We start from the raw sequence: 25,441 nt of genomic DNA, 5'->3' as shown, positions 1-25,441 counted from the left end.
GGATTATATACCCCTAAAGTGGGGGCTGTGAAGGGTGAGTTTTGCACTATTTTGGGGTGAAAAAGATCAGGGCGCAGCAAGCTGCACCCTGACGAGTCTCAATTCAGCCAAAACGCCGCTGCTACACCCCATCCGGGAGCAGCGCCTCGTCCGGCGCGGCCAGCGTCTCATTGACCGACAAGTCGCCGAGCATGTCCTTGATATAAACTTCCTGCACCAGAATCATAATGATCGCAGTGATCGGCACGGCGAGCATCAGGCCGAGGAACCCGAGGAATGCCCCGGCGACGATCTGCCCGAGCAGCACGAGGACGGGCGGCAGACGAATGCTGCCCGCCACGAGAATCGGCGTGACAATCTGGCTCTGAATGAACGAAACGCCATAAATCACGACAATGATCCACCCGAGGTTCTCGGGCGCTTGTACGATGCCGACCGCGATGGACGGGATGAGCGCAATGATCGGCCCAAAGTTCGGGATGAACGACAACACGCCCGCCAGCACGCCGAGCGCCGCCGCTTGCTGAATGCCGAGCAGCGCCATACCGACGCCCGTCGCAATCGCCACGAACGCCATCGAGATGACCGTCGCCCGCAGCCATCCACGCAGCATCAAATCCAATCGCGCGATGATCTCGCGCACGCGGTGGCGATACCAGAGCGGAAACAGCTTGATCAGCCCTTCCTGATGCATCTGCGGGTTAGAGAGCAGATACATACTCAGGAAGATCACGATGAGCACGCTTAAGACGGTATCGGCAACGCCGCCCAACACCGGGAGCACTTGCACGCCGAGCTGTCCGAGCGCGGTTGCAAACTGCGAGCCAACGGTATCGAGGAACGGCTGCACATCGAGATCCTGCAAGAAGCTGAGGAACGGATACTGCGCGAGCAACTCACCATTGGTCCAGCGCACGGCCAGCGCCTCGACACCTTGAGGCACGATCACCGTGGCCAGCACCGTGAACTGCTGAATCAGGGTCGGCAGCGCCGTTCCAATCAAGATCACCACGAGCAGCAGCACCAAAATCAGTGAGGCGATAGTCGCAATGGTGCGCGGCACGCCATGACTGATCATCAAGCGGATCGGCATAGTGAACATGACCACCAAAATCACCGATGCCAGTGTCAGCATGAGAATTCCGCGAATAATCCACGCGGCAACGAGGAGGATAATGACCGCCAGCGCTGTCAAGACCCAGCGCGTGACAGAGCTGTAGGCCGTATTCGGTGAAACCTGATGCATAGAGCTGTTTACCTCGCCTGCAAGTGCTTACAAGCATAAAAACAATACGGCGTTAATAAAGATACGCTTTACGCGCCAATATAGCGCACGACGCAGAGGGTCAGGTCATCGAACGCGGGCAGACCGCAGCAGAAATCGTCGACCGCTTTCTCGATAGCCGCCAGCAGTTCGTCGGCTGTACCGTCCGCGTATTTCCGCACAACTTGCATGAGGCGCGCTTCGCCGAAGAAATCACCACGCGGATTTTCCGCATCGGTGAGGCCGTCCGTGTAGTACACGATCACATCGCCGAGCTGCATCTGGAGATCGATGGTGTGCAGCGGATTGTTCGGAAACCAACCGAGCGCCCGCCCACCACGGGGTAAATACTGGGCACTATCGGACGCCGGACGGCAGAACAGCGGCGGATTATGCCCCGCGTTCACGCCGCGCACCTGTCCGTCCGGGTGAAAGGTGCTGTAATAGACCGTGACGAACATGCCGCTTTCGGTATCTTCCACCAGCAGATCATTGGTGCGCGCCAGTGTTTCGACCGCCGACAAGCCCGCGAAGGCGTGCGTGCGCACCATGCTGCGGGCCGACGCCATGAACAGCGCCGCCGGAATGCCTTTGTCGGAAACATCAGCGATCACCACGCCGAACGTGTCATCCGAGAGTGGAAATAGATCGTAGAAATCGCCCGCCATTTCGCGCGCCGAGCGCCACTGCGCCGCGATCTGATAGCCGGGGATGTTGAGCGTCTTGCGCGGCAGCAGCGATTCCTGAATTTCGCGCGCCATTTGGATTTCACGATCGATGCGTCCGCGTTCTACCGCCAACCGATACAAGCGCGCATTTTCGATGGCGACGGCCGCTTGCCCGGCAACCGCGTTCAGGAGGAGCAAGTCCTCCTCTTTGAAGTTGTTGTTACGGATCGAGGAATCGACGTAGACCACGCCGATCAGGCGGTCGCGCACCATCATCGGCGCGCACAAAATCGCCCGCAGCCCCTGCATGATGATGCTCTGCCCGACTTTGTAGCGGCCGTCGTACTGGGCATTATTGGTGAGGAGCGGCTGCCGAGTGGCGACCACTTCGTTGACGACGGACGTGCTGTAGCGCGCTTCCGATTGAATTGTCTCGCCGGTCAGACCACGCGCGACGCGCACATCCATATGATTCGGGTCATCTTCCGCGACCATCAAGAAGCCGCGCTGCGCCCGTGTCACCTGCATGACCGAATCCATGACCGTGTTGAGCACCTCATCAAAATCCAGACTGGAATTGATCGTCCGCGTGATGGTGTACAGCGTCAGCAGATGTTCCTGCCCGATCTTGTCGAGATGCGGCTGTTCGATCATGAAATCTTCACCTTTAATCTTGCACCGATTATAGCACCAAGGCCGTCATAATCCGCGCTATAATCTCGGAAATTCTCGGTGCTCGAAAGTTAAACCAACAATGCGCTTTGATGTCACGATTTTTCCCGAAAATTTGAATACTGCCGCCGACCTCGCCCGCGCCGTTGAGGATCACGGTTTCGCGGGATTGTGGACATCGGAAACCGCCCATAATCCGTTTTTGCCCCTCACCCACGCCGCCGCCGCGACCCAGCGCATTCTGCTCGGCACGGCCATCGCGGTCGCCTTCCCCCGTTCGCCGATGGTCACGGCGCAAATCGCGTGGGACTTGGCCGAACAGTCGAACGGCCGCTTTGCGCTCGGGCTCGGCACACAGGTCAAGCCGCACATCGAAAAGCGCTTCGCGACGCCGTGGGCGGCGCCGACTCCGCGCCTACGCGAATACATCGAGTCGCTGCGGGCGATCTGGGCGAACTTCCAGACCAATAAGCCACTGCGCTACCTCGGCGAACACTACAAATTCACACTGATGACGCCGTTCTTTAAGCCCAATCCCATCGAACACCCCGAGATTCCAATTTACATTGCCGGAGTCAACGAACATTTATGTCGGTTAGCGGGCGAAATGTGCCAAGGTTTTCATGTGCACCCGTTCCATACTGTGCGGTATTTGCGGGAACTCATCATCCCGAACATCGAACAGGGCGCAGCCAAAAGCGGACGCACGCGGCAGGACTGCGCGCTGAGCTGCGCGATCTTCGTGGTGACGGGCAATAACGCCGATGAAACTGCTCAGAATAAGCTGGCTATCAAATCGCAGATCGCGTTTTACGCCAGCACGCCGAGCTACAGCAGTGTCCTCGAACTGCACGGACTCGGGGAACTGCACGTGCAGTTGAACGAGCTCTCGCGGCAGGGGCGCTGGTTCGAAATGGGCGAACTCATCAGCGATGACCTGCTGAACGAATTCGCGGTCGTCGCGCCCATCGACGAACTCGCGGACGCGGTCAAGGCGCGCTACACCGGCCTGCTGGATCGGGTCGGCTATTACATGCCGTTCACCCCCAGTGACGCCGACAAGGCCGTCATGTGGAAAAAAGCAGCGGAAACCTTTGCTTAGGTTGGGCAGCGGACGCGATTTATCGCGTCCCTAGGAAGAAAAGATTTATCACGTAAGGACAAGGAATGAGGCTATTTCAGAATTGGCATTTTGCCTAACCTCACCCCGTTTCGCTGCGCTCAACCGCCCCTCGCCCTCTGGAGAGGGGCAAAAGCACGGCGGGTCGTGTCCCTCTCCCCACGGAGAGGGACGGCTTGCAGAGCAAGCAGGGTGAGGTTGAGGATTGCCACCAATTGTGAAACACCCTCATGCTTTGTCCTAAATACCCTGCAAGGAAACCTATTCGCTATGACCGCTCTGAAATCAGCCAATCTCGCCCTCGCCTTCGGGCTCGAACTCTGCGTCCTCGCCGCCCTCGCCTACTGGGGTTACACCACCGGGGCGACGAACGGCACCGTCCTGCAAATCGGTTTATGCATCTTGCTGCCCGTCATCGGCATCGGCGTGTGGGCGGTGTGGGGCGCGCCGCAATCGAAGCGGCGGTTGACGGGTGTCGGTCTGCTGATCTTGCGCGTCGTGTTCTTCGGGATCGGCGCGCTGGCGCTGATCCTCGCGGGACAAACGGGGCTCGGCGTAGTGCTCGGGCTGATCAGCGCGCTCAACATCGGGCTGATTTACGCGTGGCGGCAGGATACCAAAGTGGACTCGCCGTCCGCGACATAATTGCGCACACTTAAGAAAATTGCGGGGCGGTCGTGGAGGCCGCCTACTGGATGAGAGGAAAATAGATGACGACCCCGATTGAATACGCGCACGCCAACGGCGCCACGTTTCGCCAGCAGCTGCATGATCTGATTCGCATCCCCAGCGTGAGCACCGACTCGCAGTACGCGGGCGATGTGCGCCGCGCCGCCGAGTGGCTGGCTGCGGAACTGAAGCGCATCGGCATGGAGAATGTCGCCGTCATGCCGACTGCCGGGCATCCGGTCGTGTATGCCGATTGGCTGCACGCGGGCGCGGACAAGCCAACCGTGCTGATCTACGGGCATTACGATGTCCAGCCCGCCGACAAGGTGAAAGACAATTGGACGAGCGAGCCGTTTGAACCGATCGAACGTGACGGTTTCATCTATGCGCGCGGTTCGTCCGACGACAAAGGCCAGGCGTATATTCACGTCAAAGCCGCCGAGGCGTACCTCAAAACTGAGGGCAAGCTGCCCGTCAACGTCAAATTCATCCTCGAAGGCGAAGAGGAAATCGGATCGAAGAACCTGCAGGATTTCCTCAAGACTTATGCCGCTATGCTCAAGGCCGATGTCGCCGTGATTTCGGACACGGGCATGACCAGCGCCGATCAGCCGGAAATCACGCGGTCGCTGCGCGGTCTGACGTACATGGAACTGAATGTCACCGCGTCCAGCAAAGACCTGCACAGCGGCGGCTACGGTGGCGCGATCCCCAACCCCGCGCTGATCCTCGCGCAGATGGTCGCCAAGCTGCACAACCCGGATAACAGCATCGCCGTGCCCGGTTTCTACGACAAAGTACGCCCGTTGACGGATGCGGATCGCAGCGAGATCGCTAAGCTGGCGCTGCCCGACTCGGAATACCTGAACATCACCGGCGCGCCGGGCATGTGGGGCGAAGCGGCGTACACTGCCGACGAGCGCATCGTCGCCCGGCCCACGCTGGAGATCAACGGTTTGCTCAGCGGATGGACGGGTGAAGGCGCGAAGACCGTGCTGCCGTGCAAAGCGATGGCCAAAATTAGCTGCCGCCTCGTCGCCGACCAGGACCCGGTCGAAATCTACGAGCTGGTCAAGGCGTACATCGCGCAGATCGCGCCGCCCAACGTCCATGCCGAGCTCAAGCTGATCAACGCGGGCGATCCGGCCTCAATTGACCCGACGCTGCCGGTCATGCAGGCCGCCGTCCGCGCCTACGAACGCGGGTGGGGCAAAGCGCCGCTGTACTCGCGCACAGGCGGGAGCATTCCCGTCGTCGCCGACTTCAAGCGCATCCTCAACGTGAACACGGTCATGCTCGGCTTTGGCCTCAACACCGACGGCACGCATGGCCCCGACGAGCACTATTCGATTGACATGTTCCACAAGGGGATCGATACGGCGATCTACTATCTGGAAGAAGTCGCGAAGTAGAAGCCAAGTTATCAGTTGACAGTGAACAGTTCACAGTCAAAAACTGGTGTCGCTGCAACGGAAAAGCTTCATCTGGAGCATCGCTTGTCGGGGCAAGGCATGCCTTGCCCCGACGTTACCACCTAACAGGGGTAGGTTTTCAATTGTAGGGACGAGGCATGCCTCGTCCTCCTTTGCCAAAACAACCGTCACCCTATTGGCTAAAACCTTCTTTTGCTTTCACGGATGGCAGGCTTTTCGTCCAATCCAGAGAAAAACAGGACGAGGCATGCCTCGTCCCTACAGGGGTTTTGGCGAAAGAAACGCGCATTCCATTGGGAAGCATTAAAAACCTACCCCTGACAGGAAGTTACCACCCCTGCCACGCGCGTTTTCACTGTGAACTGTGAACTGAAAACTGTCGACTCGCCCTAATCCACCCACTCGCGCTTGAACTGCGACCATTCGGTTTCGTCGGTCGTCCAGCCAGCGTAAATCGCCGCGCCGCGCACGAAACTCGCCGCCGTGCCGGAGTCCTCCAATCCCAATTTGATGCCGTCAATGGCCGCCGGAACCGTTTCGATCATCGGGTCATGACCGGGTAGTTCAGCATCATACGTCGGAATGCCGATCAGAATTTCGGTGTCGATGTTGCGTTCGGCCAGCGTCGTCGCATACACCTCCACCTGATACGCGACCCAGCGCGAATATTCGGCAGGCGAGGCAAGCGTACTGTTGTACGCCATCACCAACAGTTGATCGACCAGCAGCGCGACATTCTGCTTGTATTCGGCATTCCACACCGTGCCGGGCGCGATGATCGCCGGGATGGTGAAGTCGACGCCGAGCGGGCTCCAGTCAGGCGGGATCGCCGCGGCGACGGGCACGTCCGACCCGACTTCGGCGCGCACTTTGCGCAGCAGTTCGAGGAAATTCTGGTCATTGTCCCATACGGGTTCGACATTGAGATAGACGCCGTCGAAGTTGAATTCGGTGATCACGCGTCCACTCAAATTGGCGACCGCGTCAATCACTTCCGGTTCGTCAAGGCGGTAACCATCGCCAAGATTGACGTTGAGGCTAACCCACCCGTAGACTTCGACTTCCGGATACAACTCTTTCAGGCGCTGGCGGAAGATTTTGACATTCTCCCATGCCCCTGTCGTCTCCTGCCGCCATGTGCCATCATCCTGCAGGTAGCTCACCCACGCATAGACCGTGCCGATCTTGTTGTCCCGCAGGCGCTGCACCAGCGCCTTGAGCTGATCTTCGGTGTAGGCGTCATACGTCCATTCCGTGCCGATCCACAAGGCGTTCGGCAGGACTTCCGGCGGCTGGTTGCGCAGCCGGCCAAGAATCGCGATCACGGCGAGGACGAGCAGCACCGAACCGATCACATACAGCGGCCCCCGCCCCAGCTTCCAATTGATTTTGGGCAGGGTGCTCGGCACGCTGATCTGGCGCGGCATACTGGCACGCGAACGCGCCCCCCCACCGCCGGATTTCACGGCGTGGGTCTGCTGCTTGCGTTTCTCGATGCGGTCACGCGCCTTGCTGCGGCGCGGCGCGCCGGCTTCCTCGTCGACCGGGCGCATCGGACGCGCCGGGGTCGCATCCCAGTCGGTCACCGGACGCATGGGGTGCGCGGGCGTGACTTCCTCGTCCAACGGAATTTCCGGCAAGTCATCGGCGGGCGGCATTCCGGAGCGCGGCGTCTCGTCCGAGTAATAATCGTTGCTGTCTCTGTTCATCCTTCAACCCGACTGTCTACGCTTAACCATGAGCCATTCCTTCACGGAACAACGTGCAAACTCAGCATCACGATACACCGCCGTGAGCGCGGGCGCAACTCACCCGGCAACGCGATCCAGAAAGCGCGGCACCAGGATGAGGGCCACAATCACCACGAAGACAATCGAGCTCACCAGCGCCGCCGTTGACGCGACATCCTTGCCGATCTTCGCCAGCGGATGCGGGTCGCTCGTGCCGAGGTCGATGGCCGCTTCAATGGCGGTATTCAGGCATTCGGTCACCCATACGCTGCCGAGCGCAAACGTGAGCAGCGCCCAGCTCAGCACGCTGATTTGCAGCCACAAGCCAACCACAATCACAATCAGCGTGACGATGGTCGCCAATTTGATACTCTGCTCGTGCGTGAGCACATAGAGCAGCCCGGCAATGGCGTACTTGACGCTGGCGAGGCGGTTGGGGTTCGACTTGCGTCCGGGCGGATTCAACTTCATCGTCCCCGTGATGCCGAGGTCGATTTCCTGTCCATCCGGCGTGACCAGCTTGTCTTTCTGCTCGGTCTGCGTGTCGTTTAGCTGTTCTTCTGGTTGATCGGCATCGATGTTGGGAGTTTCAAGATTGCTCAATCCTCACCTCAAACCTAATCGAACACTTCAACCCCACCCCAGTTTCGTCAACAAGGGGGGGAGCAGGATGATTAAACCGATGATGATGGAGGCCATCACGCCAAGCAGCACCGCCGCCGACGCCACATCTTTGCCGACCTTCGCCATCGGGTGAAACTCGCTCGTCGAAAGGTCAATCGCCGCCTCAACCGCTGCGTTGATGAATTCGGCCATCCACACCATCGTGATCGTCAGGATGAGGATCGCCCAACTGATCGGCTCAATGCCGAGCCACGCCGCCAGCGCCAGCATCGCAATGCTGGCAACGCCTTGGATACGCGTATTCTTCTGACGGCGCAGCATGTAGATCCACCCGGCCAGCGCGTAACTCAGGCTTTTCAGGCGGTTGGGGCTCGTCTTGTAGGCGAACTCTTCCGGATTAATGCGCGATGTGCTCACCAGCGCATCGACCATGCGGTGATGCTCGATCTTAGCCTTCATCGTGATCGCTTTCCTTTTCCAGCGGCGGCACAATCTCCGGGGAGATGCCTAAAGCGACCAGTGCTTCGGCCTGTTCCGCCCACATCTCCGCTTTGTTCTCCGGCGTGTCGTGATCATAGCCGAGCAAATGCAATGACCCATGCACGACCAACAGCGCGAGGCTCTCCATCAGCACATGACCCTCACGCGCCGCCTGCGCTGAGGCATACGGATACGCGATGATCAAATCGCCGAGATACGGCGGCTCACCGGGCATCGGTGGAATATCTGCCGGGAAGGAGAGAATATCGGTCGGCGAGTCGACTCCGCGAAAGTCACGGTTGAGCGCGGCAACATCTTCATTGCTGGTGATCACGATGGTGACCACCGTCCCCGCTTCGACCGCGTGGCGCTCCAGCACTTCGCGCACAGCCGTGATCAGCCGCTCGTCATTGACCGGATAGGCGTCATCGTTTTGAACTTCAATCTCGTAGGTCATGCTCGTTCCTTAGTTCGTGCCGACGGCCCTTACACATCATCATCAGGTTCTTTCTCCGCCGGATTCATGCGCTGGGTGCGGCGCAGCGGCGGGACTTCCAGCAGCGGCGATTCGTCAGCGTCTTCGCTGGATGTCGGCGGCGCGACGGGTCGCACCTCGCTCGTCTGGCGCTTGGGCGGCAGTTCGGCGGGTTCTTCCGGCGTCGCCTGTGCTTCATCCGGTCGCGAATAGACCTCAATCGGGACTTGCTGCGTCACCGCGACCTGTGCGGGTCGTCGAGCACCACCTGATGACGGGTAGTTGATGCGCGGGTGAAAAACCGCCTGCAGCATGTCGATGAAGATCTCTTTGACTGCCGTCAAATCGCGCAGCGTCAGGCCGCACTCATCCAACTGCCCATCCCGCATGCGCGCATCAAAGATGCCCTGGACGATTTCGGCAATTTCGGCTTTGTGGGCGGGTTTGCGCGCGCGCACCGTGCTTTCGCAGCTATCTGCCAGCATCATGATCGCCGTTTCGCGGCTTTGCGGTTTCGGCCCCGGATACGTGAATTCGCTGATGTCGACGGCTTCGTCATCGCCTGCCGCTTGCAGCGCCTTGTTGTAGAAGTAGGTGACCTGCGTCGTGCCGTGGTGTTCGAGGATGAAGTCACGCAGACGGGATGGGAGGCGCGACTGCTTCGCCATTTTGTCCCCGTCGAGCACATGGTCAATGATGATGGCCGCGCTGCGATACGGGTCGTTCAGCGCGTCATGCGGATTGACGTTATCCGCCTGATTCTCCACGAAGAAGCCGGGATTGTTCGCCTTGCCAATGTCATGGTACAGCGCCGCCACGCGCAGCAGATCCGCGTCCGCGTCGATGGCATTGGCGGCCTGTTCGGCGAGGTTCGCGACTTGCAGCGAATGCTGGTAGGTGCCCGGCGCGTTGCGCAGCAGCTTTTGCAACAGCGGCTGATTCGGTTGGCTCAATTCGACCAGTTTAAGGCTGGTCGGCAGGTTGAACAACAGCGTCAGACCATACATCCCGGCCAGCGCGGTCATGGCCGCCAGCACGCCGTTGATCAGCGCGTAGAGGATGAGCGTGCCGAACGTGCCGTCTTCGCTCACCAGCGAGCCGAGGTTGAACAGCGTGACGATGACCACATCGGTCAGGCCGACCACAAAACCCGCGCCAAAATAGCTGTTGAAGCGATCCGAGCGGCGCAGCATCAACGCGCCGACCGTGCCACCCACGCCAATCGACACCGCGATTTCGAGCGAATTGTTGCTCATCAAGCCGACGAGCAGCGCCAGACAAAAGCCTGCCACAATCGCGATTTCCAGATGCGCAATCGCCACCAGCAGCAGCGCCATCGCCGCCGCCGGGTACAGGTAGAGCAAGTTGTCGCCGCCGCTGAAGAGCCGAGCTCCCACCAATGCGATCACGAAGATCCCAGCGAGCAGCGCAATCGAGCGCGGGCTGGTGTTGAATTGGTCGGCGTTGCGCGTCACATACAGCGCCAGGGTGATCATCACGAGCAAGCTGGCGAGGAACGCGCGCACGATCATCTGCGCGCGCCGATCCGGCGAGCTGAGCAAGCCGAGTTGACTCAGCGCTTCGTAATCCGCTGCTTCGATGCGCGTCCCCGCCCGCACCACCACCTGACCGCGTTCAAACGAGCGGCTCTGCGGCTCGACGCCTTCGGCGGCGGCCACCTCGGCGGCACTGGTCGCCGCGGCATCGAGGAAGCGATTCGGGCGCAGCAGATCGTGGACCAGATCGATGACGACCGCCGCGGCTTCCGTATCAAAGCGCAGCGAGACCTGCGTCGGAATCTGATCGGCGATCTGCATCAGCTCGCTCTCGCGAATTGATTCGCGCATGACGCGTTCCAGCACCGTGACCGTTTCGTCGGAGACGGCATTCCACGTCTCATCGTCCATGTTGAGGAGCGTCTCGATCACGACCGCATCGAGCGCGAGCGCGGTGATGCTGTTGATGTCACGCGTCTTCTGCTCGGGTGTGCCAAACGGATCGTGCCGGACGTTATCGATGAATTCGAGGATCTGGCGCAGCAGTTGGATTTGCTGGCGCGCCACGTTCGGGTCCGGCGGCGCATAGATCGGGCTGACGCCAGCGACGGCGGCCTGCCGCATCCGGTCGGTCAGCACCTCGCTGATGAAGACGACGCTGAACGGCGCGCGAATATCACTCGACGCAATACTGCCGATCTGCAGCGCCGTGACGGCGTTCTGGCTGAGGAAAATGCTGTCAAAGGCGATAACTACGGTGGCGATCAACACGAAGGCCACCGCCACCAGCGTCAGCAGCAGTCGATACAGCGGCTGCTCCCGTCGAGCCGGAGGAAAGAAACGGTCGAGAAACCGGGATACGCCGCTCAGCATCGTTACGAACTCAACAGGCTGCGAACAACCTCATTGACGAGTTTGCCATCAGCGACGCCCTTGGTTTTCGGCATCAGGACGCCCATCACCTTGCCCATTTCCTTGGCCGAAGTCGCGCCCGTCTGAGCGATGGCGTCACGCACGAGCACTTCGATCTCCGCGCGCGAAAGCTGCTGCGGCAGGAACTGTTCGATGATGGCAATCTCCGCCTCTTCGCCCTCGGCAATGTCCACGCGATTGGCTTTGCGCGCTTCTTCGGCGCTTTCGCGGCGCTTCTTAACCTCTTTTTGCAGAATTGTGAGCACATCTTCGTTCGTCAACGTTTTGCGCTCGTCAACTTCAATCTGCTTGACCGCACTCTGCATCAGGCGAATCACATCGCGGCGCGCCGTATCTTTGGCAACCATCGCCGCCTTGAGCGCTTCGCTGAGTTTTGCTTTTACGTCGTCCATTCGCTTTCCGTTTCGATTAGTGGTATCGCTCGTACCATCTGCTTCACCGGATCGTAATCTGTCAGCCGCGCGGGGAGCACGTGCCCCGTCAGCGCCCGCGGGTGAATCGCGGTGACGCGGATATAATTATCAGTATAACCCACGTTGACGAAGCCGTCCTGAGTCGCTCCTGAGACATGTTCCCACGCGACCGGACGCTCGGTGTGTAGGTGGCGTTCGGCGTAGCGCCGCTCCTGCTCTGCCGCCAGCGCGATCAGCGTTTCGCTGCGCGCCTTTTTCACAGCTTCTGGCACATGATTCCGCATGCGCGCCGCCGCCGTCCCCGGTCGCTTACTGTAGCGAAAGACGTGCATCCCCGCGAAGTCCATCTCGCCAATATACGTCGCGCTGATGGCGAACTCTTCGTCGGTCTCGCCGGGGAAGCCGACAATCACATCCGACGTGATGCACGGGTCGCTGATGGCTGACCGCGCCGCTTGCATCAGCGCGCGGAACTGCGCTTGCGTCGTCTTGCGCAGCATGCGCTTGAGCGTCGCATCACACCCGCTTTGCAGCGGCAAGTGCAGATGCGGGCACAGCCGCGGGTTGCTCCACAACTCGAAGAAGTCCGGCGTCAAATCCCACGGTTCGAGCGAGGATAGGCGCAGCCGTGGAATATCCGTCTCCGCCAAAATCGCTTTGACCAACATGACCAAGCCGTCGTGTTCACCGCGATCTTGCCCATAGGAGCCGAGATGCACGCCCGTCAAGACGGCTTCCTGATAGCCCATCGCCGTGAGCAGATGAATCTCGCCGAGCACATCCTTGAGATCGCGGCTGCGCCCGACCCCACGCGCGATGGTCGTCACGCAGAAGGTGCAGGCATTGTCGCAGCCATCCTGCACTTTGACGAACGCCCGCGTGCGCGCCAGATGGGTCGGTGTATCCCGCGTGATCGGCTCTAAGTCAAACGGTTCGACCGTCTGCCCCGTGATCGTTGTGACGAGTTGATCTTTCGTACCGTTGTCGACTACCCGCGCCACGCCGGGGATGACCGCGATTTGATCCGGCGCGATTTGCGCGTAACAGCCCGTCACCGTGATCTGCGCGGCGGCGTTCTCGCGATTGAGCCCACGTACGAGGCGGCGGCTGGCGCGGGAGGCGTCTTCCGTCACCGCGCAGGTGTTGACCACAATCTGGTCGGCCAGCGCGGGGTCGTCAACAATTTCGTGTCCCTGCCGCCGAAAGTGCCGCGCCATCGTCTCGATCTCACTCTGATTCAGGCGGCAGCCCAATGTTCGCAAATGAATTCGCATGCCCAATCCTGCACAGGCGCACCGCGGTGCACCCCACTCATATTCGTCTCGATAGTCAGGGCAAGGCATGACTTGCCCCTACAGCGACCGCACGCGGATCGACTCCCCTCGCCTTAAGGAGAGGGGCCGGGGGTGAGGCTAACTACCCAGCACCACCAGATTATCAAACTCGACCGTCACACCCGACTCACTGAATGTCTGCACCACAACCCCAATCTGCCCTTGGGCAATAGCGTCATCAGTGAGAGTATCCAGCATCTGGCCATCAATACACGAATCCATAAAGTACGTACTTTGAGCATCTGGATTGTTCGGAATGCAGACCTGTACCTGTTCTCCGTTGATGTAGAACTGGAATTGATTGCCTCGCGCTACCACTCGTAGACGATTTACTGTGCTAATGCCTTGATTAACAATCGACGAATCAACATTGAATGTACTGAGTTCTGTGATGTTCCCATCCACTACTCGCGCTACCTGGTAATAGCCATCACTGCTCGTCATAAACGTGTAGTAATTCTGCCGATCTTTCAATCGGAACACTACTCCATAGCCGTTGTCGAGCGGGCCTGCAACTGCCCGAGCATCAACGGTGAGATCAAAATCGTTGAAGCGTGAATTCGTCACTGAGTAACTGCCGTTATTCACGGTGTTATTGGTCAAACGAAGAACACCATCTGTAATTTCAGCGATTCGTTCTTCATTGTACAGCTCCCATTCATCCTGAAAGCCATCAAAGGCCGCGGCATACAGGACTTCACCGGGTGCGCCGCTCGTCACGTAATGGAGGTTGGCCGCCTGTCCGCGCAGTTGAATAAAACCAAAGAGAACCAGAAATCAGCAGCAGGAGGGTCAGCAAAGTTCGCACAATCGCGCCTTTCACTTACACAGGAGATCACTCAAGCGACGGCATTCCACATGCCCAAGCCAAATTCTCTCCGAAAAACAATACAGATTGTAACACAATTACACTCAGCCGCTGACCGATTATCAGCTAGCGGACGAGGCCCCCTCGTCCTGTCTTGTGGCTTTCGGATGCCCAAGCGCTAGTTATCCATCGTCGCCAGTCGATGCGCCGCCTGATAGAGACTGCTGCGCACAATGCGCGCGTAGAACGCGTAAATGGTCGCCGTGATAATCCCCCAATAAGCAAACAGCAGAGCAAACGCAATCCAGTCCTCGCCCACGTAAAACGTGAACGTGAGCTGCAGCACGAATGCCAACCCGCTAATGACAACAATCTGCCCGATCCAGAAGGCGATCAGCGAGAACCCGGCGTTGAGTGTCGCGCTCGCCCCGTGCATCGTCCGCGCCGAGAGCGCCACGCCAAGCGAGGTCACAGCGCGCATACGCCAGTACGGTTCCATGATATAAGTGATCGCCGTCAGCGCGCCGATGATGCCCGTCGCAATGGTCGGGAATAAGGCTGGCCCCCGGTAACTGAACCATGAATCCAATAGAGACCATAAGCCCGCCGCCGCGATCAAAACCACGATCCACACCCGTCCCCACAGGCTGCGCACGGTCATGCGCAGCACGCGCACCTGCGCGACTTTGTGCTTCGCCTCGACGATCTGCGTGGGGCGCAGCAGGCTGGTGCGAATCAGATCGGAGCGGCGCATGTTGAAATCATTGCTGATCGTGCCGAGCGCCCCGGAAATGCCGACAAAGTCAAGGATGAGGTTCAAGGCAATCGACCCGACGAACGCCATCGCGATGAATTCCCCGAGGAAGCTTAGCGGCGTGTAGTAGTAATACGAGCCGATCGGACCAAACCCGGCGTTGGTCAGATCGTTCCAGCGGAACACGGCCAGCAGCAGCATACTCACTGCCAAGACCAGCAGCATCTGCACGCCCCAGCGGAACACCCGCCCGCGCAGCACCATCCAGCTCACACCCCATTTGACCGCCCGGGCATCCGTGCGAAACAGTGGATCATTCCACGCCGCCGGGGGTGGCAGCAAACGCGCCAGTGGATCGACCATCATCACCTCTCCAATAGAGCTAAACGGAAGGCTGCGTGGCGCAGGCTCGCATGTTGAATACCTGAATAGAAACCATAAATGACCGCGCCGAAACCAGCAATGACGACCGGCATGCAAACAAGGACGGCCAGTTGGCTGGCTAACATCCAGAGTGATGCCGTTGAGAACAATAGGGCGAGCGTCACGATCAACACTAACTCTAGCCACCAAAACGCCAACAGCGCCAAACCCGACGCCAGCGGCGCGCTCACTCCGCTGAGAGCCCGCGCCGAAATCGCCACACCGAGCGCGGTGAGCGCCTTCATCCGCCAGTATGGTTCAAGCACGAAGACCACAGCGCCGCACGTGCCAACCACTAGCGCGGCACCCGCATATAACAGGTCAAAGACGGTTGAGCCAACACCCGTCGTGAACCACTGCCACGCAATGAGCACGAGTCCGAACACGGCGAGCAATGCGCGCGCCCACATCAAGCGCGCGGTGGTGCGCCACGCCCGCACGCGAGCCACCGCATACTTCGCGACAATCACGTCAACCGGGCTGATCGACGTCAGACGGATGAGTTCATACCGTCCAGACACGATTTCCTCGCTGATGACGGGCATTCCCGCCGTGATGCCGCGAAAATCGACGACCAGGCTGGTGAGCAGACTCGCGCCCGTCGCGGCCACCCAGAAATTCTGCGAATACACCAACAGCCAGGTCTGCGGAAAGGAGTTTGCGCTGTAGGCAACGTAGCGCAGGAACAGCATGAACACCAACCATGTACCAAAGATCAGCAGGGCGACATGCAGCGCCCAGTACAGAGTTCCGTCATGCATGCGTCCCCAACTATCGCCCCACTTGATGAGCCGCACCTGCGACCGAAACAGCGGGTTATCCCACTGGCGTCGGGGTGGCAGCAATCGCGCTAGTAGGTTCATCAGTCACTCCCAACACATCCAACAGCGCCTGCTGATCCGCATCGAAAGCTGCCAGAATCGCCGCAAACTGCGGATCATTTCCTGAAAGCGTCACCGCGTATTCCAACCAGCGCCGCGCGGAAAGCGCATCCCCGGCGAGATCATAGGCCGTACCCAATTCGGCGTACAGCGTCGGATTCTCCGGGTCGAGCGCCGCCGCCCCGATGATCGCTTCGAGGCTGGCTGTATAGTCCCCCAAGATCCGGAGGTGCAGTCCTTCGAGTAAGCGCACCTGCGGGTCATCCGGCGCGAGCGCGACCGCCATCTGCAGCAGCGCGCCGCCGTCTTTGCCCTGCTGATCACGCACATACCCGCCATAGGCATATGCTCGCGCTGAGCCAACCTGCTCAAAGGCGAGTTCAGCATATGCCCACAGACGCGCCTCTGCCAATGCTCTGCCCACCCGCAGCGGATCCGCCCGCCGCACCCCTTCGATCACTTCAGCCAGTGAGTCGCCGTAGGTCGGCAGCGCGGCGTTAAGATACGGCAGCGCTCGATCCGGTGCCACCGCTGCGAGGATTATGCCTAACTGAAAGTTCGCCCACGCATCATCCGGCGCGAAACGGATCAGGCGTTCGAGCGTATCGACGGCGCGCGCCCACTCGCCCAATTCGACATAGGCCTGCGCCAGCGCCCGCACGACCAGCGGATCCTCGCCCGCGTTCTCCCAGTAGGCTGCCGCGCGCACCAGATCGCCCGACTGGCGCCATAAATCGCCCGCCTGCCGCGCGAGATCCGCCGTCCAACCATCGCGCTGTGCCTGTCGTTCGATATGATACACCGATTCCATAACGCGTTCTTGCTCAAAGGGGTGCGTGGGGTTGAGCGGAGAGACGAGCAGCAGGGCGGAAAACAGAACGAGCAGCGCCAAAATCGACGCTGCCCGTGCATAAGACCGAAAAGAACGCTGAGGCGAAACGCGAGCCATTAACGCGGTGCGCCGCTCAACGCTTTCCTGACAATTTGTTCAACATCGCCCGGCGTAAACGGCTTGATCAGGTAGCTGTACACGCCGTGCAGTTTGCCGACCAGACGATTCGCCGGGTCGCCGTAGGCGGTGATAACGATGACGATCGGCATTGCGCCGCCCGTCTCCTTCTGCCGTTCCTTGATGCTCTCCAGCACCTTCCAACCGGGGATATCCGGCAGGCTGATGTCGAGCAGCACCACGTCAGGCATCATGCTGTTGAAACGCACAAACGCCCGCTGACCGTGACTCTCATGGGCGGTGATCAAGCCCATGCGGTCGAGCGTCACCCGAATGATTTCTGCCAGTTCGAGCGTGTCCTCGATGATCAGGACGGAGGGTCGGCGGTCTTCCAACGGTTGAGCAATGCCTTGCGTTTCGGCAGTGGTGCGCAGAGCATCCTGCCGATCGTCGTCGTCCGCGCCTTCACGGGACAGAAAGACCGGGTTAATCAATCCGGTTTCGGCGCTGGGGGGCGTTGTCAACCCATTCAAGCGCAGCGGGGGCATGGTGGAGGTTTGCTTGAGCTGATGGCGAGTCTGCCCCTCATCGTCCAATTGCCGCGCGCCCTCTGCGAGTGGATCGGTTATAATGATCTTGTCGGCTAACCGTTCTGTCATTGAACCTAGCCTCAATGATAAAAGAAGAGGACATTTGTAGTATAACAAATGTTCACGCCTGAAAAAAGTTAAAAAGGTCAGACATGCGCGCGCCCCTGTTCCATCACCATCTGACGATACCGCTCCCGCACCACGGTGATTGCAGTTTGCTCGGTGTTACGCCGGAAGGTCACATTTACGTCGAAGAGATCTACGCGGACGATGGCTGGTTGGCCCAGCATTGCTATGCGTCCGATGGCGGTCTGCTGCGCTCAGTGGATGAACTCGAAGGCCAGAACACGACCGTGCAGCCGCTGGAACTGCCCGACGACCTCATCACACCGAAGACCGGCTGGCACACAATGGCGCTGAACTTCACGGGCGCACGGCATCGCGGGATGCGCGTCAACGAGCGGCTGGCCGATCTGGTGCAGCCGCTGTCCATTGCCGACAAAATGGCGCTCAGCGGGCGGCTCAAGCTCCAGCCGATGCAGGTGGTCGGCGTGGCCGAAAGTTACGTACTGGCGGAAATTGAGCTGATCCATCCGCATCTGTTCCTGACCTGCCGCCGCATCCGCTTCGCCTATGCCCTGCCCACCGAACAGATCGACGCAGACGGGGAGCCTTACGACTACGATACGCTGGTGATTTACGCCCTGCACCTGTTCGACCTCACATTGGAAGAAGAGCGTCCACTCAGCACGGTGCTCGACGACCTGCCGGGTCTCACCCGCCCAATGGACTGTCTGCTCCACGACAATTGGTTGTATGTGGCGGAGGGCGGCAGCGCCGAGCGGTCGAGCAGCGTACAGGTGTGGCGCGTCGAATGGCTCGACAAGCCGCTGCCCCCGGATGAAGCTTTGCAGAAGAAAATCTACGGATGATCCAGTTTCACAACCACATTAAGCATCATGAGAAGCGGGTGTTTATAAAGCGGACAATGAACTCAACAAGCGAGGTATTTGTAGGGACAAGGCATGCCCTGTCCTCCATACTCGTCTCTAGAAGTCAGGCGGCCTCATTCGTCGCTATGACCGCCCTGCGCCCGCTGCTGCTCGGCCTGCTCGTTCTGCTGATCGGCCTCGCGCCCGCCGCGCATGCCGCCGACACCGTCAACCGCGTGTGCCCGACCGACGAGATTACGACGCGCACCGAAGACTTCACCGGGACGGGCATCATCCTCACGCAGTTCGACAGCGCCGACCTGTGGGTCTATGAGGTCGGGCGCGACCGCCGCTATCCCCTGCCCGACACTAACGCCTGCATGAATCACTGCCGCCTCTCGCCGGACTTTCGTTGGATCTCGTATTTTAATGACCAGACGAATGCCTACAACCGCATGACGCTGCTCGGCACCCAGCGCAGCTTGATCACCGAGTATGCGTCGGATGTCGAATGGTGGTCGGACGACACGTATTTGATCTGGACACCGGCCCGCAGTGCCTACCTGCGCCCCGTCGACGGTGTCGCGCGCGAATATCTCTCCGGGCCGGGCGTCGTCGCCATTCAGCCGGGCGGACGCTATGCGCTGCTGCTCGAACAGAATGGTGATGACTTCCAGCGGTCGCTCATCAATCTTGAAGTGCCGCGCGAACGGCTGCTGCTTGGCGAGGATCGCAGTTACTTCAACGCGCACCAGTGGTCGCCGGATGGCGACTGGCTGGCGTATGTTGAACCTGTCGCCGCGCCTGCGGGTATAGCCACTGAAGCCGCCGACACCAGCGCCGAAATCTACGCGATTCAGCCCGGCGACGATGAACCCGAACCGTGGACGCAGCTCACCGACGAGTACGGCGCGATCCGCATCAACGGGATTGCGGTGGGCGATCTGGCGTGGTCACCAGACGGTCGGCAAATCGCCTTCTGGGTGACGCCGCTCACGGGCGCAGATCCGCTTACGGATACGGGCGCGGCCATGCTGCACGTGCTCGATGTGCGCACGCAAGCGGTGACCGCATACTGCGGCTATACGACCGAGCAAAGCACGCCGAATCCGCCGCATCTGGTGTGGTCGCCGGATGGCCGCTACATCGCGTTTGGCGGCGAACTGCAGCAAGGCGATCAATCCGTGTACGCGCTGCTGGCACTGGAAACCGAATCCGGCGTATACACCGATCTCAGCGAAGGCATCTTTCCGATGTTCGGCGCGCCGAACGTCATCGTATGGGGGCTGCCGCCCGAATAGCGGTCGGCTCCGGAGGAGCAACCGGGTGATCATCATCTGCGGGCATGGGACATGCTGATCTGGCGCTTGCGGCGGGCGCTGGATGACCCCAATCTAAAGTTGGAGTCACGGTGGCAGCGCTACACCACCTTTACCCGGGGCTATCTGGCGCGCGAAGCGGCAGGGCTCCCCGTTGTGGGTGCCGTTGCGTCGCTGCTCCGCGGCGTCGGGCTGATCGTGCTGCCCATCGGCGCAATCCTCTTCGGCGCGCCGCTGCTGGTTATCCTCATGTTCGTGGTCTTCACGACCTCGCCCATCCTCGTGCCGCTGGCGCACCTGCTCTACGGCGGCGCCATCGCTTATCAGGTGAGCGGCAGCATCGTCCGGGAACGCGAAAAAGGTACTTACGACCAGCTCTGCGCGCTCCCGCCCGGCAGCGTCGGTCTGCACTGGGCACATGCGACGAGTTGGCTGCTGGATCACCGCGCGCTGCGGACGCTGGCCGTAGCCATGGTGCTGGTGGGCACAGCGACCACCCTGTTCGGCAGCGTTTCGTTATTCGGCCTGACATATACGGGGACGAGCGCGCTGCTCTTCTGGGTGCTCTCATGCGCCTGCGTGATCGCGCTGCTGACCATCGACCATTACAGTACGCAGGTCACCGCCACCCTGCTCGGCATGACGCTGCCCGCCAGCGTCAACAGCATCTCGACGGTGCGTATCAGCACGGTGACGCTGTTCGTGCTCGTGCAGGTGAGCGCCTACCTGATCGGCGTGCTCAGCGCCGGCGTGGTGCTCCCGACGCTCTATCGTCTCACCAACGCCAGCAGCGAAATGATCGCGCTCACACTGCCCACTATCACGCTGTTGGTCTTCACAGCCTATCGCGAATGGATCATCCGGCGCTTGTGGGCGCAGTTCCGCTCAGCGGTGAATGCGACTCCTGCCGAAATGGAGGCCCTGTGCTAACGTGGCGCTTGCATCACACCCTGCAAAACCCGCTGCGGCGTGACCCGATCAGTTGGCGCGGCTACGAGGGGCGGCTCGGCAAATTCGTCACCTATGTGGAGCCGCGCTTCGACCGCTTCACCCCGGTGATGACCGCCGCGTTTGTCGTCATCGTGCCGCCCGTCGTCGGCATGTCGCTGCTGGTGATCTTCTTCCCCGCGCCGCTGCTCGCACTGCTGGCCTCGCTGCTCTTCGGGCTGCGCACGGTCGAACGCATCAGCGCGTATCTCGCCGGCGAACACCGCCGCCGCGCCTACGATTTGCTGTGTTCGCTGCCCGCCGGGAAGATCAGCTTGCATTGGGTGTACGCGACGCAGTGGTTTCAGGCGACACCCGTCACGCGGATGGTGCTGCGCGGCCTGATGATCCTTGGGTTGGCCGCCGCGCCCTTCCTCGTCGGCGGCTGGCTGATGTGGATCACGCATGAGCGCGCTGTCGCCTTCTGGTTTGCCGATACGCTGGCCTTCTGGGCCTTCCTGCTCTACGAGTACTTCAACACGCGCATTGTCGCCGTGCTGATCGGCATGCTTGTGCCCGCGCTCACCCGCAAGACGCGCACCATTTTCGCGCTGGCGGTCGGCGGCTACCTGCTCGTGCAGGTCGTGACCTATTTGCTCGGCGCGGTGGTTGCCGTCACGCTGCTGCCCGACCTACTGGTGCGCCTCAACGCGCCGCCCATCGCGGCCATCGTGATCGGACCGATCACAGCAGTCGTCGTCATCGTCTTTCGCGAACTCCTCACCCACGGGCTATGGCACACCTTGCGCACATGCTTGAATACCACGCGAGAGGAGATAAACTCTTATATCTATTAATGAACACCAAGGTTTCGATGATGCCAGATGACAACCTTCCAATTGGCGACGATGGCGAACTGCAAATTGATGCAGAGCTTTTAGAGCACCGCAAAAGCAAAAAGAAATATCCGCTCATCCCGCGCCGCGCCTACGTGTCGACACGTCTACTTTTCCTCTTGATGGTCCTCCTGCTCGCTTTAACGGTGTTGCTGTTCGTTAACCCAAACCTCATCGCATCAAGCTTATGTTTCATTCCCGGTCGGTGTTATGTTCCACAACCGTATGTACCGCCGCAAGCTCACGCTCCAGCGGGTCTGATGCGCGAAGATGGAGAACTGCATTTCAGCACAATGAATCAAAGGGGCGAGACAATCTCTTATGCCCAAACCATCACCCCGGCACCCTATGCCCCCTACCCAGCCTGCGCCGGGGCCGAACAAGCAACCGGTATTTTGATCACTGCAGGCGGTAGTCGGAACTCCGAACTGTTCATCATCCATCCCACAGATGACAGCGTTTGTCGGCTGACCTTTGATGATATTGGCATGTACTGGTTTGACTGGTCGCCAGATGGCCAGCGGATCGCTTTCATTGGCGAACGTGATGACCAACGTGGAAGCGATCTTTTTGTGATGAATCTCGACGGAACAGATCTCGTTAACCTCACCAATAATCCTGCGAACGAAGCATCACCTTCTTGGTCGCCCGATGGGAATCGGATCGCCTTCGCCACTGAGTTTGACGATGGTCAAAACGATCTGGCGATCATCCACGCGGATGGCAGCGGCTTTCTCCGTTTAGCCGCCAATCTCGTGAGTGAACGCGACGCCGCCTGGTCGCCCGATGGGAATCGGATCGCCTTTGTCGCCAGCGATACAGGTTACTCTCCTCAAGAAGTCGACATTTTCATCATTGATATAGATGGAGCGAACCGCCAGCGCGTCACACAAAATAATGCCTATGATGGGCGACCGGCGTGGTCGCCAGACAGCCGCGCCCTTGTATATTGCTCCGGCAGTAGACTGGAAGATGGACTGTATATTACTCCAGATTTGTTCATCCAAGACGTGTTTGATGTACAGGTGAACGAAGGGGTCACGCGCTTGAATTCCGACTATCGCCGAAACGAGTGCAGCGGCAATTGGTCGCCGGACGGGAAGCAAATCGCGTATATTCAGAGCGACAGCGTTGAGGACAGCTCGAACGTATTCATTATGGAAGTGGAGACGCGCACAATCCGACGACTGACGTTCAACCTACCAGTAGTCAACATTGGCGGTTGGAGGTAAGGGTGGAACTCGATTTGATCCTGCGCTAGGCGTATAATGCAGTACGGTTTATTTAACGGAGCCCGGTTGTGACCGACTTAATCAACCCCAATGCTATCCCGACGGATAATGCCTCGTGGCAGCCCGATCCTGAGCATCCCCGCCGCCGTCCCCCGTGGATCAAGGTGCGCGCACCGAGCGGCGAAACGTACGAACGCGTCTTCGAATTGATGCGCAACAAACACCTCAACACGGTGTGCGAAGAAGCCCAATGCCCCAACCTCGGCGAATGCTGGGGCCGCGGCACGGCAACCTTCCTGATGATGGGCGACACCTGCACGCGCTCGTGCGGCTTCTGCGACATCAAGACCGGACGTCCCAGCCCGCTCGACTGGGCAGAACCGAACCGCGTCGCGGAATCGGTCAAGGCACTGAACCTGCGCCATGTGGTGATTACCAGCGTCAACCGCGACGAGCGCAAGGACGGCGGCGCGCCGATCTTCGCCATGGTCATCAAGCGCATCCGCGAAGTCCAGCCGGGGTGCAGCATCGAAGTGCTCATCCCCGATTTCAAGGGGAATGCCGAAGCGCTCAAGATCGTCATGGATGCGCAGCCGGAAATTCCTGAATCATAACGTGGAGACGGTGCCGCGCCTATTCCGCAAGGTGCAGCCGCAGGATCACTACGAATGGGCGATGGCCACACTCACCAACGCCAAGCAGATGGACCCGCTGGTGCTGACCAAGAGTGGCATCATGGTCGGTCTGGGCGAAACCTTTGACGAAGTGGTCGAAGTCATGCGCGATCTCGCCAAGTGCGGCGTGGACATTCTCACGGTCGGTCAATACCTGTCGCCGAGCAAGCAGCACCTGCCCGTCGAACGCTACTACACGCCGGAAGAATTCGACCGCATCAAAGAGATCGGGCTAAACGAACTCGGCTTCAAGTGGGTGGAGAGCGGCCCGCTCGTGCGCAGCAGCTACCGCGCGGATCAGCAGGTGCGTGAGCTGTCGAAGCTCAATTACATCACGCTTCGGTAAGCACACGCGGTGGTTAGAATAAAACAAAAACGGGCGACTCATTGGGTCGCCCGTTTGCATTTCCACTCCGAAAATCCGTTTACGTCTCGATGATCTTGTCGTCGATGAGCGTCTGCTGCACCTTTTGACCGCGCGGGTCAAAGGCGAAGTGCTGGCCGTGCAGTTGGAATTCCATATCCTGCATGGCGCGCCCGGCGCGATTCTTCTCAATCGTCCACACTACCCAGTCGCGGAACTGCTTGGCGGTATACGGATTGAAGGCCGCGTGATCCTTCGACATGATCTGATACTTGTTGTTCATAATCAGCGCGATATCCGACTCGTAGTCGAGCGCGCTGCTGCCGCGCAGATGGAACAGGTGAATGCGCTTGCTCTTCAGGCCTTCACGATCTGCCGCGACGATGGCCCACACGGGCACATCCAGCGACATGGCGATGTCCTTCAAGCCTTCGACGATGATCGTCACCTTGTCGTTTTCGTCGCGCGGGCGTTCGGGATGCACAGCGATCTTCTGCAGATAGTCGATGAAAACGGCGACATTGCCGCCGGTCGCATCGCACAGGCGCGCGGTCATCTCTTTGATGGAACGCAGCGTCGTCACCGCCGGGCTGGCTTTGACGAGGATCATACGGTCGGCGTAGCGTAGAATGCGCCCGAGGCCGGGCGCCGTCTTGGGGTTGTCACGCAGAATGGCTTGCAGCGACCCCGCGCCGCCTTCCCGCCCCATGAATTCCTTCGCGCGCTGCGCCACGATGATCTGGTACAGATCGCGCAGTTTCAAGCCGCGGCTCAGGTCAATTTCTGGCGGGTTGATGCTCTCCATGCACAGCAGACGATGCATGAGGTGGGTTTCGGTGTGTTCGTAGGAGAGGTAAAACACGTACTGATCGGGGCGCATGGCGATATTGCGGGCGACTTGCAGCGTGGCAATCGTCTTGCCGATGCCCTGCGCGCCGCCGAGCAGCACGAGTTCGGTTTTGCGCAGACCGCCGCCGATAAACCCGTCGAGCGGGTCAAACCCGGTGGGCAGCGGCACATAATCGACCAGATCGCCGCGTGTGACGCGGTCGTCAGCTTCGTTGAGTACCTGCGTCAGCGTGCGCGGCAGATGCGCATTGCCGCGCGGGCCGCTGGCGCTGCTCCGTTCAGGAGTGGGCGCGGCGGGAGCCGCCGCAGCGGTGGGCGGAGGAGCGGCCGGGGGCGCAGCCTTCGGCTGAATCGGCTGGGGACGCTTGACTGCTGGCCGGTTCTCGGCGGATGGTTCATCTGGATTGGGAGGAAATGGTTCAGTAAAGCGTCGCGTCGTCATGCTGCCCTCGAATAACCCTTCTGTAATGTATGATAATGGCGGGTTCTTTTTTATGCAATGCAACCACGTTAATTCACGAAATATTCCTAC

General features: G+C 59.8%; 25 protein-coding genes. 10 read left to right on the top strand and 15 right to left on the bottom strand.

Features of this window, described 5'->3' with window-relative positions; translation table 11 throughout:
- Positions 1-121 precede the first annotated feature (121 nt).
- Both IPK17_RS33425 and IPK17_RS33420 read right to left on the bottom strand, forming a co-directional pair.
- Entirely contained in the window at positions 122-1,246 is a 1,125-nt protein-coding gene (locus IPK17_RS33425; RefSeq protein ID WP_343422056.1) for an AI-2E family transporter, read from the bottom strand.
- A 68-nt stretch (positions 1,247-1,314) separates the two neighbouring features.
- Positions 1,315-2,586 (bottom strand): PP2C family protein-serine/threonine phosphatase, encoded by a 1,272-nt coding sequence (locus IPK17_RS33420; RefSeq protein ID WP_343422055.1) that lies wholly within the window; start codon positions 2,584-2,586, stop codon positions 1,315-1,317.
- A gap of 100 nt (positions 2,587-2,686) precedes the next feature.
- On the opposite strand from IPK17_RS33420, the gene IPK17_RS33415 reads away from it, so the two are divergent.
- The 3 genes from IPK17_RS33415 to IPK17_RS33405 all read left to right on the top strand — a co-directional run bounded on the left by IPK17_RS33415 (position 2,687) and on the right by IPK17_RS33405 (position 5,805).
- Complete coding sequence (locus IPK17_RS33415; protein ID WP_343422054.1) at positions 2,687-3,706, top strand: TIGR03617 family F420-dependent LLM class oxidoreductase; 1,020 nt, start codon at positions 2,687-2,689, stop codon at positions 3,704-3,706.
- Between the two features lie 288 nt (positions 3,707-3,994).
- Positions 3,995-4,369, top strand: coding sequence for a YrdB family protein (locus IPK17_RS33410; protein ID WP_343422053.1), 375 nt, complete (start codon positions 3,995-3,997; stop codon positions 4,367-4,369).
- A 65-nt stretch (positions 4,370-4,434) separates the two neighbouring features.
- Complete coding sequence (locus tag IPK17_RS33405) at positions 4,435-5,805, top strand: dipeptidase (protein WP_343422052.1); 1,371 nt, start codon at positions 4,435-4,437, stop codon at positions 5,803-5,805.
- 410 nt (positions 5,806-6,215) lie between these two features.
- Here IPK17_RS33405 and IPK17_RS33400 read toward each other — a convergent pair whose 3' ends face one another.
- The 12 genes from IPK17_RS33400 to IPK17_RS33345 all read right to left on the bottom strand — a co-directional run bounded on the left by IPK17_RS33400 (position 6,216) and on the right by IPK17_RS33345 (position 17,785).
- The gene (locus IPK17_RS33400; RefSeq protein WP_343422051.1) at positions 6,216-7,535 is read right to left on the bottom strand and encodes a glycoside hydrolase family 18 protein; all 1,320 of its coding nucleotides are present in this window, start codon (positions 7,533-7,535) and stop codon (positions 6,216-6,218) included.
- 99 nt (positions 7,536-7,634) lie between these two features.
- Complete coding sequence (locus IPK17_RS33395) at positions 7,635-8,159, bottom strand: diacylglycerol kinase (RefSeq protein ID WP_343422050.1); 525 nt, start codon at positions 8,157-8,159, stop codon at positions 7,635-7,637.
- 27 nt (positions 8,160-8,186) lie between these two features.
- Positions 8,187-8,639 (bottom strand): diacylglycerol kinase family protein, encoded by a 453-nt coding sequence (locus tag IPK17_RS33390; protein WP_343422049.1) that lies wholly within the window; start codon positions 8,637-8,639, stop codon positions 8,187-8,189.
- Positions 8,629-9,117 carry an rRNA maturation RNase YbeY gene (gene ybeY / locus IPK17_RS33385; RefSeq protein ID WP_343422048.1) on the bottom strand — a complete coding sequence of 163 codons (489 nt, stop codon included), beginning with the start codon at positions 9,115-9,117 and terminating at the stop codon, positions 8,629-8,631. The genes IPK17_RS33390 and ybeY overlap by 11 nt, the downstream gene beginning before the upstream one ends.
- 29 nt (positions 9,118-9,146) lie before the next feature.
- Positions 9,147-11,504, bottom strand: a complete 2,358-nt coding sequence (locus tag IPK17_RS33380) for an HD family phosphohydrolase (protein WP_343422047.1) — start codon at positions 11,502-11,504, stop codon at positions 9,147-9,149.
- A 2-nt stretch (positions 11,505-11,506) separates the two neighbouring features.
- Complete coding sequence (locus tag IPK17_RS33375; RefSeq protein ID WP_343422046.1) at positions 11,507-11,956, bottom strand: GatB/YqeY domain-containing protein; 450 nt, start codon at positions 11,954-11,956, stop codon at positions 11,507-11,509.
- Entirely contained in the window at positions 11,944-13,251 is a 1,308-nt protein-coding gene (gene mtaB, locus IPK17_RS33370; protein WP_343422045.1) for a tRNA (N(6)-L-threonylcarbamoyladenosine(37)-C(2))-methylthiotransferase MtaB, read from the bottom strand. The genes IPK17_RS33375 and mtaB overlap by 13 nt, the downstream gene beginning before the upstream one ends.
- Positions 13,252-13,389: 138 nt before the next feature.
- Positions 13,390-14,031 (bottom strand): 3-keto-alpha-glucoside-1,2-lyase-like domain-containing protein, encoded by a 642-nt coding sequence (locus IPK17_RS33365; protein WP_343422044.1) that lies wholly within the window; start codon positions 14,029-14,031, stop codon positions 13,390-13,392.
- A gap of 266 nt (positions 14,032-14,297) precedes the next feature.
- Positions 14,298-15,239 carry a hypothetical protein gene (locus IPK17_RS33360; protein WP_343422043.1) on the bottom strand — a complete coding sequence of 314 codons (942 nt, stop codon included), beginning with the start codon at positions 15,237-15,239 and terminating at the stop codon, positions 14,298-14,300.
- Positions 15,239-16,159 carry a hypothetical protein gene (locus IPK17_RS33355; protein ID WP_343422042.1) on the bottom strand — a complete coding sequence of 307 codons (921 nt, stop codon included), beginning with the start codon at positions 16,157-16,159 and terminating at the stop codon, positions 15,239-15,241. Before IPK17_RS33355 ends, IPK17_RS33360 begins: the two co-directional genes overlap by 1 nt.
- Positions 16,113-17,069, bottom strand: a complete 957-nt coding sequence (locus tag IPK17_RS33350) for a tetratricopeptide repeat protein (RefSeq protein WP_343422041.1) — start codon at positions 17,067-17,069, stop codon at positions 16,113-16,115. Before IPK17_RS33350 ends, IPK17_RS33355 begins: the two co-directional genes overlap by 47 nt.
- Before the next feature lie 56 nt (positions 17,070-17,125).
- Entirely contained in the window at positions 17,126-17,785 is a 660-nt protein-coding gene (locus IPK17_RS33345) for a response regulator (protein ID WP_343422040.1), read from the bottom strand.
- Positions 17,786-17,868: 83 nt separating this feature from the next.
- On the opposite strand from IPK17_RS33345, the gene IPK17_RS33340 reads away from it, so the two are divergent.
- The 7 genes from IPK17_RS33340 to IPK17_RS33310 all read left to right on the top strand — a co-directional run bounded on the left by IPK17_RS33340 (position 17,869) and on the right by IPK17_RS33310 (position 24,042).
- Complete coding sequence (locus tag IPK17_RS33340; RefSeq protein WP_343422039.1) at positions 17,869-18,648, top strand: hypothetical protein; 780 nt, start codon at positions 17,869-17,871, stop codon at positions 18,646-18,648.
- A 146-nt stretch (positions 18,649-18,794) separates the two neighbouring features.
- Entirely contained in the window at positions 18,795-19,949 is a 1,155-nt protein-coding gene (locus tag IPK17_RS33335; RefSeq protein WP_343422038.1) for a TolB-like translocation protein, read from the top strand.
- Positions 19,950-20,000: 51 nt separating this feature from the next.
- Positions 20,001-20,897 carry a hypothetical protein gene (locus IPK17_RS33330; RefSeq protein ID WP_343422037.1) on the top strand — a complete coding sequence of 299 codons (897 nt, stop codon included), beginning with the start codon at positions 20,001-20,003 and terminating at the stop codon, positions 20,895-20,897.
- Positions 20,891-21,751, top strand: a complete 861-nt coding sequence (locus IPK17_RS33325; protein WP_343422036.1) for a hypothetical protein — start codon at positions 20,891-20,893, stop codon at positions 21,749-21,751. Before IPK17_RS33330 ends, IPK17_RS33325 begins: the two co-directional genes overlap by 7 nt.
- Positions 21,752-21,768: 17 nt before the next feature.
- Positions 21,769-23,022: a TolB family protein gene (locus IPK17_RS33320; protein ID WP_343422035.1), complete on the top strand. Its 1,254-nt coding sequence runs from the start codon at positions 21,769-21,771 to the stop codon at positions 23,020-23,022.
- Positions 23,023-23,090: 68 nt separating this feature from the next.
- Entirely contained in the window at positions 23,091-23,636 is a 546-nt protein-coding gene (locus tag IPK17_RS33315) for a lipoyl synthase (protein ID WP_343422034.1), read from the top strand.
- Positions 23,608-24,042 (top strand): hypothetical protein, encoded by a 435-nt coding sequence (locus IPK17_RS33310; protein ID WP_343422033.1) that lies wholly within the window; start codon positions 23,608-23,610, stop codon positions 24,040-24,042. The genes IPK17_RS33315 and IPK17_RS33310 overlap by 29 nt, the downstream gene beginning before the upstream one ends.
- Positions 24,043-24,121: 79 nt before the next feature.
- Here IPK17_RS33310 and IPK17_RS33305 read toward each other — a convergent pair whose 3' ends face one another.
- On the bottom strand, positions 24,122-25,351 hold the full coding sequence (locus tag IPK17_RS33305) for a DnaB-like helicase C-terminal domain-containing protein (RefSeq protein WP_343422032.1): 1,230 nt from the start codon (positions 25,349-25,351) through the stop codon (positions 24,122-24,124).
- Positions 25,352-25,441 lie beyond the last annotated feature (90 nt).

Source organism: Candidatus Flexifilum breve, from assembly GCF_016713355.1.
This window is presented reverse-complemented; position numbering and strand designations above follow the sequence as displayed.